Source organism: Zobellia nedashkovskayae, from assembly GCF_015330125.1.
Classification (GTDB): domain Bacteria; phylum Bacteroidota; class Bacteroidia; order Flavobacteriales; family Flavobacteriaceae; genus Zobellia; species Zobellia nedashkovskayae.
On record NZ_JADDXR010000002.1, the window covers coordinates 1,092,524 to 1,108,576 of the forward strand.

Genomic DNA, 16,053 nt, shown 5'->3' on the forward strand with positions numbered 1-16,053 from the left:
TAATGTACCGTAAATCAGAGTGCATTATAAAAGACTCTCATAAAGGTCCTTATACTCTAAGGCTATTCGATCCCAAGTATATCTATTAGCTACTTTGGTCTCTGCATGTTGCCCAAGTAATTCAAATTCTTTGGTGTTACTCTCCAACCACTTTATTTTTTCAGCAAGGTCATCAACATTTTTATTTTCAAAAAAGAGTACATCATCTTCATTAAAAACTTGGGTGTTTTCAGGAATATCACTTGCCAAAATAGGTTTACCAGTGCTTGCTACTTCTAATAACATTATAGACATGCCTTCTGTTTCTGATGGAAACACAAAGTATTCGCATGAATCTACCAAGGCCAATAACGCCGGTAGCGGATTAACAAAACCAAGAAAATGAACGTTAAGCCCCTTACTTAATTCTTTAATTTCTTTAATGTATGCAGGATAATTGTCCAACTCACCCGCAACAAAAATATGGCCTTTATAATCTATTTTTTTATAGGCTTTGAGCATAGTATGCAAACCTTTAGTACCCATAATCCTCCGTGCCGCAAACAATACAAAAGGTGTGGATTTTGGCAGTTGAGCTGGCCAGAATTTTTCACCAAGAGCTACCGATCGGTTTTCAGAAAGATTAATTCCGTTAGGAACAAAAAGAACGTCTATGTTCTCCGTTTCTTTATAAAACTCACAAAGAGGCTTAGAAATAGCGGTTTTAGTTCCTTTGAAATTTAGAAAACGTCTTTCGCACAATTTAAAGAATTTCTTGGCCACACGACCCCATTTATCACGCTTATAAGGTGCTTCATGGGCCGTGGCAATTACTTTGGACTTTTTTGAAAGACCATCAAGAAAAAAGAAACTATCTATTTTATGAGCATGTACTATGTCATATGTACCAAAAAGTCTGATATGCATATAACAAAGACCGTAGTAAAGGAAGACACCTAGACTCCCAAATTTAATTTCAGGAAATTCTATAACCTTTACTCCTGGTATATGATTTTTAGCATCTTTGTTTTTATAACAATAAACCGTAATCTCAAAATCGTTTGCCAAATTAATAATCAGGTTCTCCGCTACTCTACTTGTCCCTCCCCTTGAAGGGAAATACTTGATACCAAAAAATGCAATTTGCGGTTTGTTTTTCATTTTCGTTGTACTTTATATTTTATAATCCATAAAACTCGCTTTTTCTTAAGCCCTATATAGATATAACCAACTCATTGCTAAAGATTTTACACCTTAAAAAACATGATTACTTATACGTTTTTTTTATACAATTGAACATATGAACTAGTCATTTTCTTGAGTCCGAACATATTTTCCATTCTATTTCTTGCTGCTACCCCCATTGCCTGACATAATTGTTCATCATCTAGAATCTGTGATATTTTATCAGCCATTGCTTCGGGCGACGCTGGCGCTACCAAAAACCCTGTTTTACCATCTTCAACAGCTTCATTGGTCCCTCCTCCTGTAGTGGCAACCGTAGCTTTTCCTAGTGCCATATATTCTAATATAGCGTTGGATATACCCTCGCCATGAACCTGCATATTGGTTGACAGAACTCCTAGGCTAAATGTGGCAACAATAGATTCTACATCTGTCTGCAAACCTGTAAAAACAAACCTCTCCACATGCTTTTCCGGTACCATTTTTCTGCACTCCTCTAAATCTGGACCTCCGCCAATAGCCAAAAAAGTAACATCTTCTCTTTGGTCCAATACGATCATTGCAGCTTTAATGTAGGTCTTAAAATCCTTTCTTTCAGAAAAGTTACCAACCATACCTACTATTTTAGGAGTCATTATGTTGAATTCCTGCCTAATGTTAGCTTCACTATTCAATTTTGAGATTCGATTTAAATCGAAACCATTGTATATACAAAGACCTTTTTTACTTGGGATATTATAGGCTTTCAAACCCGCTAAAGAATTGCCAACAATAACTTTTGAAAAAGGCGAAGCCAACTTTGTCCTAAAATAATCCTTATTGAATAAATTAAGATTTTCCGGTGCATCAACTATACTTCCATTTATAAGAGGTATACCCAGCAATTTTGAAGATGGTATCCCTAAAATAGTAGACATTGACCCCCAACTATGAAGTAAATCCGGTTTCCAGCTTTTACAAAGTTTATAGAGCCTATAAAAGACCATTGGATTTTTTTTAGGCACTCTTTCTAATATAGTAATGGGCACACCTAACTCATAAACTTCTTTATAGTGAATTCTATTTGAAAAAACCACCAAACCTAGCTCTATATCTTTGTATTCTTTGCTACCCTTCAACAGCTCAATCAGTCTTCTTTCCCTTCCGCCTGAAGTAAGGCTCTCAATAAGTATTAATATTTTCATATTTAAAATAGCTGGTTATTTAGGGTTTATTTTTTCTGTTAGTTACCTAATGGCCAGAAATATTCTTTTATTTTGATAAAATACGTTCGTAAAAATTGATCGTTCTTTCTATAACAGTCTCTGGCTGGAACCTCTTACTGGCCAGTTTAGCATTATCTGATACAACTTTTTGTTTGTCAGGATTTTGAAAAATATGCGCTAGAACTTCTGCCAGTTTTTCAGAATCTCCTTTTGGAAAAAGATACCCGGATTCATGATTTTTTATCATTTCAGGGATACCACATATATCTGTGGCTACAACAATTTTTCCTTGAGTCATGGCTTCAGCTATACTTAAAGGCAATGTCTCCTGAAAAGATGGCAACACAAAGACTGGAATATTTTGAGCATAGGACAAAACTTCAGATTGATTTTTCCAGCCACCGAATATCACTTTTTCTGAAATATTGAGTGAGCTTATTAAATCGTCAATCTCCTTTTTATACTCCATTTCTTTATACCCACCAATAACATGAAGTTTACTGTCTATCCCTTTCTTATCCAATAAGTGCAAAGCTTGTATTAGAATATGAAGGCCTTTACGTTTCTTTATCTCTCCAACAAAATACATTTCATTTGGAACCTGGCTCTCTAAAACCGCAGTGTTTTGATAAAATATTTCATTAACTGGGTTAACAATGAGCTCTGAATTAACGTCGTCGCTATCACCGTTCTTTTTAAAATATATACCCTTATTGTATTCCGATATAAAAATGATATTTTTTATCTTGTTCAGATAGTAGTCTTCTACCTTCTCTTTTATCTTGAATAAGATTTTTCTTTTACTAGTTACCTGTAACAAGCGCTCTTCACTAAGAATGGCATGTTGAGTCACTACAAAAAAGTTTCTATAACTAGATCTATATAAAAGTACCCCGGGCACTACTCCTTGAAGATGAATAATATCTGGTTCTTCTTTTGTAACAATATCGTTGAATTCTTTTCTAGCTTTCAAAAAAGACGACCTAAAACTCAATCTGTAGACGGAACACGTATTTTCAAATTTTGAGAACCCGCTATCAGAAGATGTAGATACTAAAACAAGTTCTATATCCGAACGTTTTATTAGTTCATTGGCCATATTCACCAAAACACCTTGAACACCACCATAGGCCTTATTATCTTCAGGAAAATCACCAACTAAGAATAACTTCATAAGTTTACTTTTTAAGCTTTTTCAGTATTAAGAACAGTTATTTCAGTCTTCTTCATATACGCACAAGACCCTTCAAAAGACTTTATAAATACTATAGTGTGTTTAGAAAATCTAGCATTCGTTTGCCGTGTGCGCGATAGTCAAATTCTCTTAATCCAAGTTCTTTTCCGTTTAACCCTATTTCTACAGACTTTTCTGGATTATCTATAACATACCTCATCTTTTGAGCAAAAGAGGCCACATCATAATTATCTGCGACTAACGCAGTCTTCCCGTCCTCAAAATAATTCATTATCTCACCAACTGCTGTTGTTATCACAGGATTTCCTGAAGCCAGATATTCCCCTATTTTATGAGGAAATCTAGAAGTATCTTGAATTGTAGGCCTTAATGGAATAAGAAGGGCTATTGCATTCGTATACAAATACACAAGCTTTTCATAAGGGATGTTGGTATACAATTTTATTGGCTGGGTAGTAAACGACTTGTTTATCTCATCTTCAAGTTGCGCAGTTTCTTTTTTACTGCCACCACTTACAATCATGTATAACTTGGTATGTTCGTCTACATTCAAGCTTTTATAAGACTCTATAATAAAATTGAACACTTCCTTGTAACGAATACTACCGCAGTATAGAAAATATGGTTCTTCTTGATTACCTTTAGGAATATTAAATTTTTCAAAATCACATAAAATAGGTAGTTTCAACGTAGGCTTGGACGGTGATTCTTTATGATAGTGGTTCATTAATCGGTCACTTATAGGTAGAGCCCCATTATATTGTTTTAGAACCCAATTATCTATCAAACGATCATTAATGCGCTGTAAAAACCCTGTTCTATGCTCCATTGAAGAAGCCATTTCTACAAAATTGGTCGCAGTAGGTATTTTATAGAAATATGAAAACAAAAGGTAACGAAGAGCATGCTTTACTTCTCTATTAGGAACAATAGCTAAATCTATCCTATCATGTTTCTTTAGTTCTCTTAAATATTTAATTTCACCAATAATACCTTTTATTTTTTGAACATTGCGGCCCAAAAAACTATTTGGCCTATGTACATCTTTTGATGTATAGATGTAATCAATTCCTTCAAAATTGCCTTTATAATCAAAATCTTTATGCTCGTCTTGGTTCCACGATCCCTTTCTACAAATAACCGTAACCCTACAGCCTTCATGTATAAAGGCTTTTGCCATTAAAGTAAGTCTTTGGACTGCGGCTAATCCGTAAGGAAACCTTATTTCTCCCATAAATACAATATGTGCCGTAGTATTTTGTGTTTGTTTTTCCAATTTCAACTTTTTTTCAAGACAATTCTCAATGTAATTTTCAGTGTCTTTTTATATACAACCAATAGCGATGAACTATTTCTTTGTTTGAGTTAACTCATCGAATATTTTCAATAAATCGTCACATATCTTCTTACTACTGTTTCTCACCAGACCTAATTTTCTAGCATTATCGCCCATACGTTTTGCCTTATCTGGGGATTCAGAAAATTCCAAAATAGCACCGGCCATTGCATAAGGATCTTTATTCTGTACTAAAAGTCCTTCTTCTCCATCAACTAACATACTTGGAGTTCCTCCAACATTAGTGGCAATTACTGGCATACCCAGCAACATAGCTTCCTGAACACCATTAGGACTGTTCTCAATATGCGATGGGTGAACGTAAATATCTGAATTAAGTAATTCCTCTATCATTTCAGGCCCTGTCTTGTTTCCTAATAACTTTACTTCAGGACGAGATAAGGGAAAATTAGCCTCCTTTCTAGCGGCTTTGGTATAAACAGTACCTTCTGCTATTCCAATTATCCGCCATTCTAAACGTTTTCCTATTTTATTACTTAGAATTTCACTTGTTCTAAAAACATTTTCTAAGCCTTTATACAAATTACCCCGTATTGTTGTGGTAATTACAAACTTATCTCTATCGCTCCATTGCTTCCATTGGTTTGTCAAAAAAGGAGGGCGCATAGCCTCATCACAATGAAAATATTTAGCCTGAGGGGCCATTGTTTTCACCAATCTACTATCCCAAGTCGTTCGTCCTATAAAGTTTTCTGCAAAAGAAAAAATACGTTTTTCTCTTGTCACAAGATGTTTAAATTTCAAAAAATTATGATACATGGTATCACCAGATAACATATGCTTTAAAGATTCTAGAGCTAAAGTCTTTTTCACCTTAAGTCCATTCTCATACATCATTTCATATACCGTAAGATTACCTTGAAACCAAATAATAGACGGAACTTTTAGTTCTGGAATTATTAAAGGAAAGTCTGACTCTGTTCCAAAAAAAAGAATAACATCTGGTTTAAAATCATTAACGACCTTCAAATAATGTTTTAATGAATTCTCTGAAGGGGGCGTAGCAAAAAAACGACTATACCAACGATCAAACTTACCAAACGGATATCTTGGCACCATGAAATACTTGGTACGTGAAGTCTCTGATATAATTTCCTTAGCCTCTTTTTCAAGCTCGCTAAAAACTATACCCAACTCAATATCTGAGTTATCCATTATTTCTTGCTCCAATGACTCAATCCAACTACCTCCAACTCTATTTTTAGAGTTAGATGCTCCTAAAGGAGGTCTATTTGAAAACCAGAGTACGCGCATAATTCAATTATTTTGTAAGCTTTTTATTTATGATTTAATCCACTACTTATTCCATATGCCAGTAGCTGTACCATTCAAAATTTTCTTAAACTGTATTGGTGCCAAAATTGGCCCATAAGCTACTGAAATAATACTTGCTAAAATAACGCCAGCCGAGTCCAAACCTAAAGTTTTTGCAAAGAAATAGGACAAAGGAACATTAACTAACATACTAATAATACCGACAACTAACTGCAACTTAATTTTACCTACCCCATTAATAAATACCACGAATATATTACCCCAAGCGAGAACGTTTACATAGACGCACATTATTACCGAAAGTAAAAATGGAACTTCAATTCCAGGCACCCAAAAATGGTAAAAGTAAGTAGACCCCAATAACATAACTATACTAAAGGCGAATAACGCCATCCAAACTTTAATAAGTTTTTTATTCGTAGCCAAAATCCATTGCATATCCTTTTTTGCATATGCCTCTGTGTATGCGGACCAAAAAGGAGATGAAACTATAGCGAATACTGCCGTAATCAATCCAAAATACTTATATGCTATGGCATATGCAGGCACTTCGGACGGACCTAATAGCTGCGTGATTATCACATTATCAGTAGAAAAAATTATAATAGATGATACTTGTACTATAAAAAACTTTCCTCCTATACCCCATAGCTCACCAAATTGCTCTCTCCTTACATAACTAAAGGATGGAGCTATAGACCTATAACCACCATAGAACATATAAATGCTGACTAACAATAAAATTACCATCGGCGACACCCCAAGAGCTAACGATAGATAATAAAGAGAGCCCTCTGTTGTCTTAGTAAGTGTAAATACAATTATCAAAGCGAGTATATTACTTAACAAGTTATATAGACCTTGATATGCGGGTCGCTGATATGCTAAAAAAATAGAGTAAATTAATTTCAATATAAAATTGATACAGAAAAAAGCGAAAGTAGCAATCGCTACAAGACGTAGTTCTGGACCACTAACCTCTGTAGTATTTAAAATGGATTGCCAATCTAAATAAGGCTGAATCACAAAGAAAACGACCAGGATAGCAGAAATTATCATTCCTAAAATCGCATAGGTAGAGCTGACGTAGGATTTGGCCTTTTCCATCTCATCATTAGCCAAGGCTAGAGCTAATTTATTTCTAAGACCACTACCTAAACCAATATCAAAAAAACTGAACCAACCAACTACAGACGAAAGCGTAAGCCATACCCCGTATTGTTCTTTATCAACATATCCTATGGTCAAAGGGACCATATAAAAACCAATTAAAATACTAGTACCCTTAATTAAAAAGGACGCCAATATATTTTTTTTAGCTTTTACAGATCTTTTTTGACCTTTATTCAGACGTTGTCCTATATTATCTAGGAAGTTCTTTAGGATTTTATACATCAATATATTGTCTGGACTATAATTCTATTCATAATTTATCTTTGAACCTGCTAAATTACTTTCCGTAGAAAAAGAAAGTGCTTGGTCTTTATGAGTACTGTAATAATTTGTAAAAACAATAGCGAACATTAACCCGTAATGAAATAAATCAAATATTACTAAAGTAAGATTAGCTACAGCAAAAGCGAAAAAAGCGAAAAAACCGCCCCAATACCCTGATTTCAATCCTATTCTCCACATACGTTTCAAAAGCAGACCTAAAAAAGTCAAATAAATGAGTCCGCCCACTAAACCATAGTAATAGAACAACTTTAAATAACCCACATGAATCTGAGAGCTACGTCCTCCTAATAATCTAGTAACCTCCTCTGTATCAACACCCATCGTCCCTAAAATAGGATTATGAGGGAATACTTTAAAAAATACTTCAAAGGCCAACAAACGGGTACCCGCACTATCTGACAAAAGTCTTTCTTCAACAAATTTCTCTAAATTTATTCCAGAAAAACTTAGGGCCACTACTATTAGAGTAAGAAGAACAAGTCCATACAATCCATATTGAAGAGCTTTTACCAATTTATTCTTACCTACCCATACTTTCTGACTGGAGACCACTAGAAAATTTAACATTATCCAACGTGCGCTAGACAAAAACCCAACCGTTGCCGCCGAAACAAAAATCAAAACTGTTCTTATCCATTTTTTAGAGTTAATTGCAATCAATATGCTAAATATCGCCATAGTATCAACTCCAACAGAAACCTCGCTAATGTATGAGAAAATAGAATGCCTATAGCCATCCATAAACCTATTAACATCACCCGTAACTTCTTGTGGATTGTTAATATAGTATTCTTGCATTCTTGCATAAGACAAGCCCTGAATTAGGCCATCTGTTTTTAGCAAAAAGAAAGGTTTGAAAGTTTGAACGACAGAAGCTATGGCAGCTATAATAAGAGTAAAACCAAAAACTTTTAAAGCCCAGTCCATCCACTTAGAAGGAAAAGAAATATTTTCTACTATTAAAAAGGCTACAAAGGTCTGGATAAGAGGGTCTGAATAGATGAATTTTACAATTCCACCTTCCTTAAGTTCCTCTGAAACGAACATATTACAAAGCAACGCGTACAGGGTGAAAATACCAAAAAACAGTATATAGTTTGGGATCTTCAAGCTTTGGTTAGTTTTGTACAAGGTATATACTACATATGCCAAGTATACAAAGCATATCATACCTAATACATAATTAGGTTCCATACCCGTCGTTTTATAAACCATATAGCTAAAAAGTGGATATAGGAGTAGAATTAGAAAAAATAAAAACTTCGGCAAGTTTTTCATAATCAATTAAACCTTAATACCTATAACACATTTTTTTAGGAAACAATACAACTCAATTATACCGAAAAGGACTTATCAACCAATTGCTTTTCTTTGTTCAAACCGTACTTTGCCTCATAACCATACTTATGGTCTTCCTTAAGGGCATCGTTAAAAATGATATAGCTTTTCTTCTTTTTATCTCTTGGAATTAAATTATCCAAATCTTCAAGAAATTCAATTTTAGAAACATTTCTTCTAACCACGAACAAATTAATATCCATAACATCTAAAAGCAGTAAAAAATCTGAAACTAAGCCAACCGCCGGGGTGTCTAGTATAACATAATCATACTCTTCTTTAAGCTTTTCAATTAGAGTATTCATTTTATTGCCTGACAGCAATTCTTGCACATTTCCATCTACTATCTCTGTCGGAATAAATTTTAAATTTTTTACTTTTTCGTGTGAATGAACAACCTCGTTCAAAGAGTTGATTTCGCCTTTCAAATAATTAGACAAGCCTTTCCCCTTTATTTTACGGATACCTTTAACCAGACTAGGGTTTCTTAAATCCGCATCTACGATAATAGTCTTTTTACCAGCCTCAGCTAGTGTTATACCCAAGTTAATGGCGTTATACGTTTTACCTTCTTCCGGCAGAATAGAGGTTATACCAATAACTCCCGTACCTGTAGAGTTCACAAGTTTTAAGTTTGTAGAAAGGTCTCGAAAAGATTCTTTAAGCTTCCAAAGTGAAACCTCAGCATCAGTATCAGAGGTCTTAAATTTTTCATCTCCAATATCAAATAATTTGCCACTACCTTTTATCTTCTTAATTATTTTCCCAAGTTTTTCACCCACAAAAGGTATACTAGATGCCCTTTCTTTCGCATCATCGTCACCATCATAGTGTATTATGCTAGCAATAATTGGCATATCACTATTCGCCATAACTTGGTGTACATTCTCTATGGTATCATCTGGTGAGAAGAAAATCAACCACCCAAGTGGTATTAATGTTCCTAACACTACGGCAAGTCCTAACAATAAAGATTTTTGAGGAGAGACTGGACCACTACCATCCATTCTTGCTTCATCTAAAATTCGAGTATCAGAAGTGCTTTCAGCCCTGGCTATACCTGTTTTTGCCAACTCTTGGCTTAAGTATTTATAGAGGTTTTCATAGAGCGTATTTTGGCGTTGTATATTCAGTAATTGTATTTCCCTAGTTGGCAAGGAACTAATTTCTTCATCTATACCTTCTAATTGTGAAGTAATACCGCCCAAAGCTGCTTGTGATGACCTCACAGCACTTTTTAGGTTGCTTAACAATATCTCAGTAGACTCTTTAATCTGACCATTTAAAATGGTCATTTCTTGATTATTACTTGTTACGAAAAACTTCTTTTTAGAACGTTCTGCATAGAGATTTTTCAGCTCCTGAATATTCTGATTGATAGAAGCATCTTCAACACCAATGCCTGAGGGCATTATAAAATCATCACTATTTCTGTTATTCCTTACGCTTCGTATGATAGAATTATAATAGTTGATGCTCATCTTAATCTTAGCCGCCTCCACCTGTAAATTGTTAGTCTGATCGAGCGCATTTGAAGCTGTAGCACCTAAATTCATTGCTTTTTTATCAATTTTAAAGGCTTCTAACTCTACTTCAAACCTTGTTAAAGAATCAGATATTACATTTAATTGATTTCTAATAAACGCTTCTTTACCTGCCGCTATCTCATTTCTAGAAGAAAGTTCGTTTTGCACATAGTTTTGAGTTAACTTTTTAAGAAAATCAACTTCCTTGGCCACGATAGGCCCGGAGGATACTATTTTAAAAATACTAGCTTGAATGTCTATATTATTAGCTTCAAGCTTGCCCATATAACCTTTAGCTACACTCTCTACGTTACTAACCTCAAAGCTTAGGTTTTTTCCGTCAAAATCTTCTCTGCTTACATTATACTGTGGTTTATTTAGCGTAAATGTAAAATACTCATGTTCAACCTTATCTCCGAGCTTAAACTCCTGAGAAAAGTTAAAGCTTCTTTCTACATCTCTAACTGAGCCATTTAATGGGTTGGAAACACCAAATTCATCACCGTTAATCGTTAATTTATAACTATCTCCCTGTAGTAATTTAACCTCAAAAGGTACTCCATACAACTGAGGTTTAGCACGATCTAAAGCTACTTCAAAAGGAAAATAACCGTAACTTTCATTTGATGAAAACAAAGTAGAAGTATGGTAGGATACATCAAAATTCAAATCTTCTATAGTCTGTCTTATTAGACTGAACGACTTTAAAATACCTATTTCGTTGTAAAGGTTTTTTTCCATCTCTATTAAGCTCACTCCTCCGTCTACGTATTTACTCTCTCCCAAGACACGGTTTGTTCCTTTAGTATCAATAAGTACCGAGGTTGACACTTCGTATATCCGGGTAGCGGTGGCTATATAGATTAAAGCTAAAAGTATGAAGAGACCAATACTTGCTATAAAGAACATTTTATTCTTATATATCTTCCGAAAAAATAATTTTAAGTTAATCTCCTCCTGAGGGTTAACTTGATTATTCTTATTCTCTTTCATTTCGTTATCATTATTATTTTCTCAAAGCTTGAACATATATTTTATGCTTAAGCTGTTGTGAGACCAAAGCCTTACACTTAAGAAAATACTTAAATTTTATATTTAGTTGGAATTGAAACTCAACACCAATATAGTCGTAGATATTGCCGATAAAACTAGACTGAAAACACCCAAATTCTTTTGAAAAAGATTTTCTTTAGATGTTTCAACATACAATACGTCATTCGGGTGTAAAAAATAATATGGTGAGCTTATAATGTCAGGGCTAGTAAGATCTAAATCGACTACAATAGATTTATCACCATGTTGACGAATCAATTTTACATTTTTCCGTTTACCTGATATATTTAGGTCTCCTGCTGCACTTAACGCCTCAAAAATAGTGGCTTGTGTATTATAGATATAGTTAGTTCCTGGGTTGCTTACATCGCCCAAAACAGAGACCTTAAAGCTGGTTATTTTCACAGAGACAACCGCATTCAATAAATATTTATCTATTTCGGCTTGCACCAAATCTCTAATCTCCTCTACAGTCTTGTCCTGCACTTTAACCGCACCTACAATTGCTAAATTTATAGAACCTTCTTTATCAACAGTATAACCGGTCAAAAATAAAGAAGCAGGATTAGCTTGCAAATTTATGTCCGCAGCTGTTGAGTTGTTAAAATATGCTACTTGATCAGGATCTCTACTCTGAACTTTAATACTTAATACATCATTTGGTTGCACACCGTATTCAGTAGGTCGCAAACGTAAAGTCATTTCATGACTTTCACTTTGAAGGTAATTAACCCCTTTGGAAGTATAACAAGATGTCAACGTTAGAGTAACCAATACTATAATGATGCGTTGTATAGATAACACCCCATATATACTTTTAAAAAAATTGATTGCCCGTTTTTTCATGCCTGGTTTAATTGTCATGTTTTAAATTTTACTTTGGTCTATTTTTTTTGATTGTTTCAAGCTTGAATAGAACATACGTTTAGAATCAAAATATTGATCAAGCCTCTAGAGGATATTTCTAAAATGCTTTCTTGTGATGGCTTCCAAAAATAGTTAAGAAAATTATTTTTAAATCTAACCATGGGCTCCAATTTTCTATATACCACAAATCGTGATTTACTCTTTGGTTTTTCTGTTCATCAGTAACAGTTGGACCACGCCATCCGTTTACTTGCGCCCAACCGGTAATACCCGGTTTAATATAGCTTCGAACCATATAATGGTTAACACTTTTTCTAAAATCGTTTTGTAAATTTATCCTATGTGGCCTTGGACCAATAACGCTCATTTCTCCTCTCAGAACATTATAGAACTGCGGTAATTCATCCAAATCTCCCTTTCTTAAGAACTTACCTACACGAGTTATCCTAGGGTCATTAACTATTGTTGATTGCATGCCACTCTTGGGATCTTGCGATACCGACATAGTTCTAAATTTAAAACATTTAAATGTTTTACTTGCCTCACCTTTTCTACTTGGCGTATAAAAAATCGGTCCTTTAGAATCTATTTTGATGAGAATAGCAATAATTAGAAACAATGGCGAAAGAAGAAGTAATACAAAAAAAGCAAAACAAAAATCAAACAATCGCTTCAATATAGTTGACCTAAAATGATCGAGTGGTGATTCTCTAAGCTTAAAAACAGCAAGATCACCCATGGTAACCGCTTTGTAATTTTTTGATTTAAGAAGTGGGTTTTTAGGAATCAACTTTACACGTACCCCAAAACTATCGGCTATTTTAATAGTCTCCATGATTTTAGCGTGCTTCATACCTGCCATGGCAATAAAAATATCGTCTATACGATTATTACCCAAGGCTTCCGATAAATCATCAATACCTCCAAAAATATTGAAATTCATAACGTTCTTAGGTTTTTCCTCTTTATTCTCCAAGTAGCCCATTATATTATAACCATATTGGGTCATTGCATTGGTAAAGCTTTTAATATTGCTATCATCATAACCAGAACCTATAAGCAAGGTATCGGAAAAAAGATGCGAAGCTCTTTTCTTTAAATATCTCAACAAGTACTTATGACTAACAAGGTTAAGATAGGAAAATATAAAGATTGGAATTATAAAGGTTGACCTAGAAAAATATCTAATTTTCAACAAAATGACTACGCTAATTACGAAACCAACAAAGAAGAATAGGGAAGTAACAATACTCTTAAAATACCCGAAATTGGGATCAAAATAAAATTCACTATTACGGATATACATAATAATTACTAACCAAGTAATATTGTAAATAATCATTAAACGAACCATATTAAAAAGAATGGCCGTATCACTAAAAGTGAAATCCGGTAGATTGAACATGAAACAAATTGTCAATACTACATTCAGGAGAACAAACTCAAACGCTAGTAAATTTATAAGTATGAACCTATTTTTTGAATTCATGGGGGTGAACTAATTTTTTAAAGATAAAATAGTTGTTAATATTTTTCAGCGCATAAAGCAGCTACCAAATATATGAATGAATTAATTAACATTTGACGATTATAACCTCTACCACGACAATTGACTTAAATATTAGTCAATCGGCATTTTATTAAGTAAAATTTTACTAGATGTTTAGACGAATTCATTTAAACACTACAAAATTCTCTTCTCCAAAAATGTTTTAGTGCAGAATAGGAATAGTATAATTGAGGCTCAGACAAGATAGTCTATTTTTATCCACTACCTACTATTAATCAGTTAATTACACTCAAACCGTACAAAATTATCAACACGTAGTATGAAAATTCTGTATTTCTTTCGAGTTCTTTTCTTTATTAATTTATCTCACTAAATCTAATCCTCATATCACTTACACATACCGAAAAAAGGCAACTTTTAAAATTGGTTTTATATCACCTATTTAAAACCTTCAAAATCATAACTAACAACATAAAAATATAATTGAGTTACAAACTCAGGTCACAAAACACCATCTTTTACATCTTTCTACATTACCAAGCCGGAGCCACCTTGACAATTTTTAAAACCAGATTTTATAAATCGTCAATTACTTTTGAAGAAACTGAGTTAAAAGCACTTATTCCGACATATTTTTCCAGTTTATATAAAAAAATTATTTTTATCGTCCGCGTAAGATATACTGCGTAATTTTAAAGCAAGTTACGTGTACATAAAACCCATCAAGACTATGAGCTCTGAAACTAATTTTAATATTTCCTCACTAGGAGCAAATACTTTTCCATCTCCCATAAACCTTAGTAAGACCACAGGAGATAAAATATTCAATTTTGTAGAGGAACATGATAGAATTTTAGCAGACGTTTCTGTAGAGAGTTTTAATACCTGTATTGATAACAAGACTAGACCTGCATGTTTGGAAAAGGCTGGACCCAGAGAAAAACTCTTTTTTGACTCTAAAAATACTACCGCTGCAATTGTTAGCTGCGGCGGACTTTGCCCTGGAATAAACAATGTTATACGGGGCCTTGTCATGGCGTTACATTATTTCTACGGCGTAAAACGGATTCTTGGTGTACAATATGGATATGAAGGTCTTATTCCTGAAAACGGACATGAGTTTATAGAACTTGTCCCGGACAAGGTAAAAGACATACATGAATTTGGAGGTACCATACTCGGTTCTTCTAGAGGAGCTCAATCTGTTGAAAAAATGGTAGATTCTCTTGTGAAAAATAAAATTGACCTATTATTCACCATTGGTGGAGACGGTACTCTTAAAGGAGCAAATGCCATTGGTGATGAGATAGAAAAAAGAGGACTTAACATTTCAATTATAGGCATTCCTAAGACGATTGACAATGATATTGATCTTATTGACAAATCGTTTGGCTTTGAAACCTCATTTGATGTTGCCAGTCCTATTATTAGAGATGCACATAATGAGGCCACGGGAGCATTCAACGGTATATCTATTGTAAAATTAATGGGTAGGGATAGCGGTTTCATCGCAGCTTCAACTGCAATTGCTATGCCTGTAGTTAATTTTGTGTTCGTTCCTGAAATGGACTTTCAGCTTGAAGGTGAAAACGGGTTTTTAGAAGCTCTCAAGGAAAGGCTTAATCAAAAACGGCATGCCGTAATCGTAGTTGCAGAAGGAGCTGGTCAGCATTTGTTTGGAGAAGATAGTAAGACCTATACAGACGCATCCGGTAATATTATCCACCAAGACATTGGTTTACTGTTGAAGCATCGTATTAACGCATATTTTGATGCCGAAAACATGAAGTGCACTATTAAGTATATTGATCCGAGTTACATTATACGTAGTGCTCCCGCCAATGCCAACGACAGTCTTTTCTGCAATAGATTAGCCTATCATGCCGTACACGGAGCCATGGCCGGAAAAACCAAATTTGTTGTGGGTAGGCTAAATAATAAATTTGTTTATCTACCCATTTTGAAGGTTGTTAATAAGCGAAAAAAAATTAATATGGAGGGTGAATTCTGGTTTAGTGTCTTACAAAGTACCGGCCAACCTTTTACCATGTAATACATATAAAAAAGGGGAAGCAATTAGCTTCCCCTTTTTATTGCATTCAAAT

The 16,053-nt window shown here is 34.2% G+C and carries 11 protein-coding genes; 1 reads left to right on the forward strand and 10 read right to left on the reverse strand.

The window, feature by feature from the left end; genetic code table 11:
- Positions 1-24: 24 nt before the first annotated feature.
- The 10 genes from IWB64_RS04745 to IWB64_RS04790 all read right to left on the reverse strand — a co-directional run bounded on the left by IWB64_RS04745 (position 25) and on the right by IWB64_RS04790 (position 13,927).
- Positions 25-1,140, reverse strand: coding sequence for a glycosyltransferase family 4 protein (locus tag IWB64_RS04745; protein WP_194532911.1), 1,116 nt, complete (start codon positions 1,138-1,140; stop codon positions 25-27).
- Positions 1,141-1,250: 110 nt separating this feature from the next.
- On the reverse strand, positions 1,251-2,348 hold the full coding sequence (locus tag IWB64_RS04750) for a glycosyltransferase (protein WP_194532912.1): 1,098 nt from the start codon (positions 2,346-2,348) through the stop codon (positions 1,251-1,253).
- A gap of 67 nt (positions 2,349-2,415) precedes the next feature.
- Positions 2,416-3,543 (reverse strand): glycosyltransferase family 4 protein, encoded by a 1,128-nt coding sequence (locus tag IWB64_RS04755; RefSeq protein ID WP_194532913.1) that lies wholly within the window; start codon positions 3,541-3,543, stop codon positions 2,416-2,418.
- A gap of 91 nt (positions 3,544-3,634) precedes the next feature.
- Positions 3,635-4,840, reverse strand: coding sequence for a glycosyltransferase (locus IWB64_RS04760; RefSeq protein WP_194532914.1), 1,206 nt, complete (start codon positions 4,838-4,840; stop codon positions 3,635-3,637).
- A gap of 72 nt (positions 4,841-4,912) precedes the next feature.
- On the reverse strand, positions 4,913-6,175 hold the full coding sequence (locus IWB64_RS04765; protein WP_194532915.1) for a glycosyltransferase family 4 protein: 1,263 nt from the start codon (positions 6,173-6,175) through the stop codon (positions 4,913-4,915).
- 42 nt (positions 6,176-6,217) lie between these two features.
- Positions 6,218-7,591 carry a lipopolysaccharide biosynthesis protein gene (locus tag IWB64_RS04770; protein ID WP_194532916.1) on the reverse strand — a complete coding sequence of 458 codons (1,374 nt, stop codon included), beginning with the start codon at positions 7,589-7,591 and terminating at the stop codon, positions 6,218-6,220.
- Positions 7,592-7,615: 24 nt separating this feature from the next.
- Positions 7,616-8,764 carry an O-antigen ligase family protein gene (locus IWB64_RS04775; protein ID WP_194532917.1) on the reverse strand — a complete coding sequence of 383 codons (1,149 nt, stop codon included), beginning with the start codon at positions 8,762-8,764 and terminating at the stop codon, positions 7,616-7,618.
- 224 nt (positions 8,765-8,988) lie between these two features.
- Positions 8,989-11,511: a polysaccharide biosynthesis tyrosine autokinase gene (locus IWB64_RS04780; RefSeq protein ID WP_194532918.1), complete on the reverse strand. Its 2,523-nt coding sequence runs from the start codon at positions 11,509-11,511 to the stop codon at positions 8,989-8,991.
- 102 nt (positions 11,512-11,613) lie between these two features.
- Entirely contained in the window at positions 11,614-12,435 is an 822-nt protein-coding gene (locus tag IWB64_RS04785; RefSeq protein ID WP_194532919.1) for a polysaccharide biosynthesis/export family protein, read from the reverse strand.
- A gap of 100 nt (positions 12,436-12,535) precedes the next feature.
- A complete protein-coding gene (locus IWB64_RS04790) occupies positions 12,536-13,927 on the reverse strand; it encodes an exopolysaccharide biosynthesis polyprenyl glycosylphosphotransferase (protein ID WP_226975809.1) in 1,392 nt (463 codons plus the stop codon).
- Positions 13,928-14,678: 751 nt separating this feature from the next.
- Between IWB64_RS04790 and IWB64_RS04795 the strand changes: the two genes are divergently transcribed.
- Positions 14,679-16,001 carry an ATP-dependent 6-phosphofructokinase gene (locus IWB64_RS04795; protein ID WP_194532921.1) on the forward strand — a complete coding sequence of 441 codons (1,323 nt, stop codon included), beginning with the start codon at positions 14,679-14,681 and terminating at the stop codon, positions 15,999-16,001.
- The last annotated feature ends 52 nt before the right edge of the window (positions 16,002-16,053 follow it).

What these genes read in the sequence shown, in the direction of transcription:
- IWB64_RS04755 (WP_194532913.1), bottom strand. Translation starts at nt 3,543, where the DNA reads ATGAAGTTATTCTTAGTTGGTGATTTTCCTGAAGATAATAAGGCCTAT.
- IWB64_RS04785 (WP_194532919.1), bottom strand. Translation starts at nt 12,435, where the DNA reads ATGACAATTAAACCAGGCATGAAAAAACGGGCAATCAATTTTTTTAAA.
- IWB64_RS04770 (WP_194532916.1), bottom strand. Translation starts at nt 7,591, where the DNA reads ATGTATAAAATCCTAAAGAACTTCCTAGATAATATAGGACAACGTCTG.
- IWB64_RS04780 (WP_194532918.1), bottom strand. Translation starts at nt 11,511, where the DNA reads ATGAAAGAGAATAAGAATAATCAAGTTAACCCTCAGGAGGAGATTAAC.
- IWB64_RS04795 (WP_194532921.1), top strand. Translation starts at nt 14,679, where the DNA reads ATGAGCTCTGAAACTAATTTTAATATTTCCTCACTAGGAGCAAATACT.
- IWB64_RS04765 (WP_194532915.1), bottom strand. Translation starts at nt 6,175, where the DNA reads ATGCGCGTACTCTGGTTTTCAAATAGACCTCCTTTAGGAGCATCTAAC.
- IWB64_RS04745 (WP_194532911.1), bottom strand. Translation starts at nt 1,140, where the DNA reads ATGAAAAACAAACCGCAAATTGCATTTTTTGGTATCAAGTATTTCCCT.
- IWB64_RS04750 (WP_194532912.1), bottom strand. Translation starts at nt 2,348, where the DNA reads ATGAAAATATTAATACTTATTGAGAGCCTTACTTCAGGCGGAAGGGAA.
- IWB64_RS04790 (WP_226975809.1), bottom strand. Translation starts at nt 13,927, where the DNA reads ATGAATTCAAAAAATAGGTTCATACTTATAAATTTACTAGCGTTTGAG.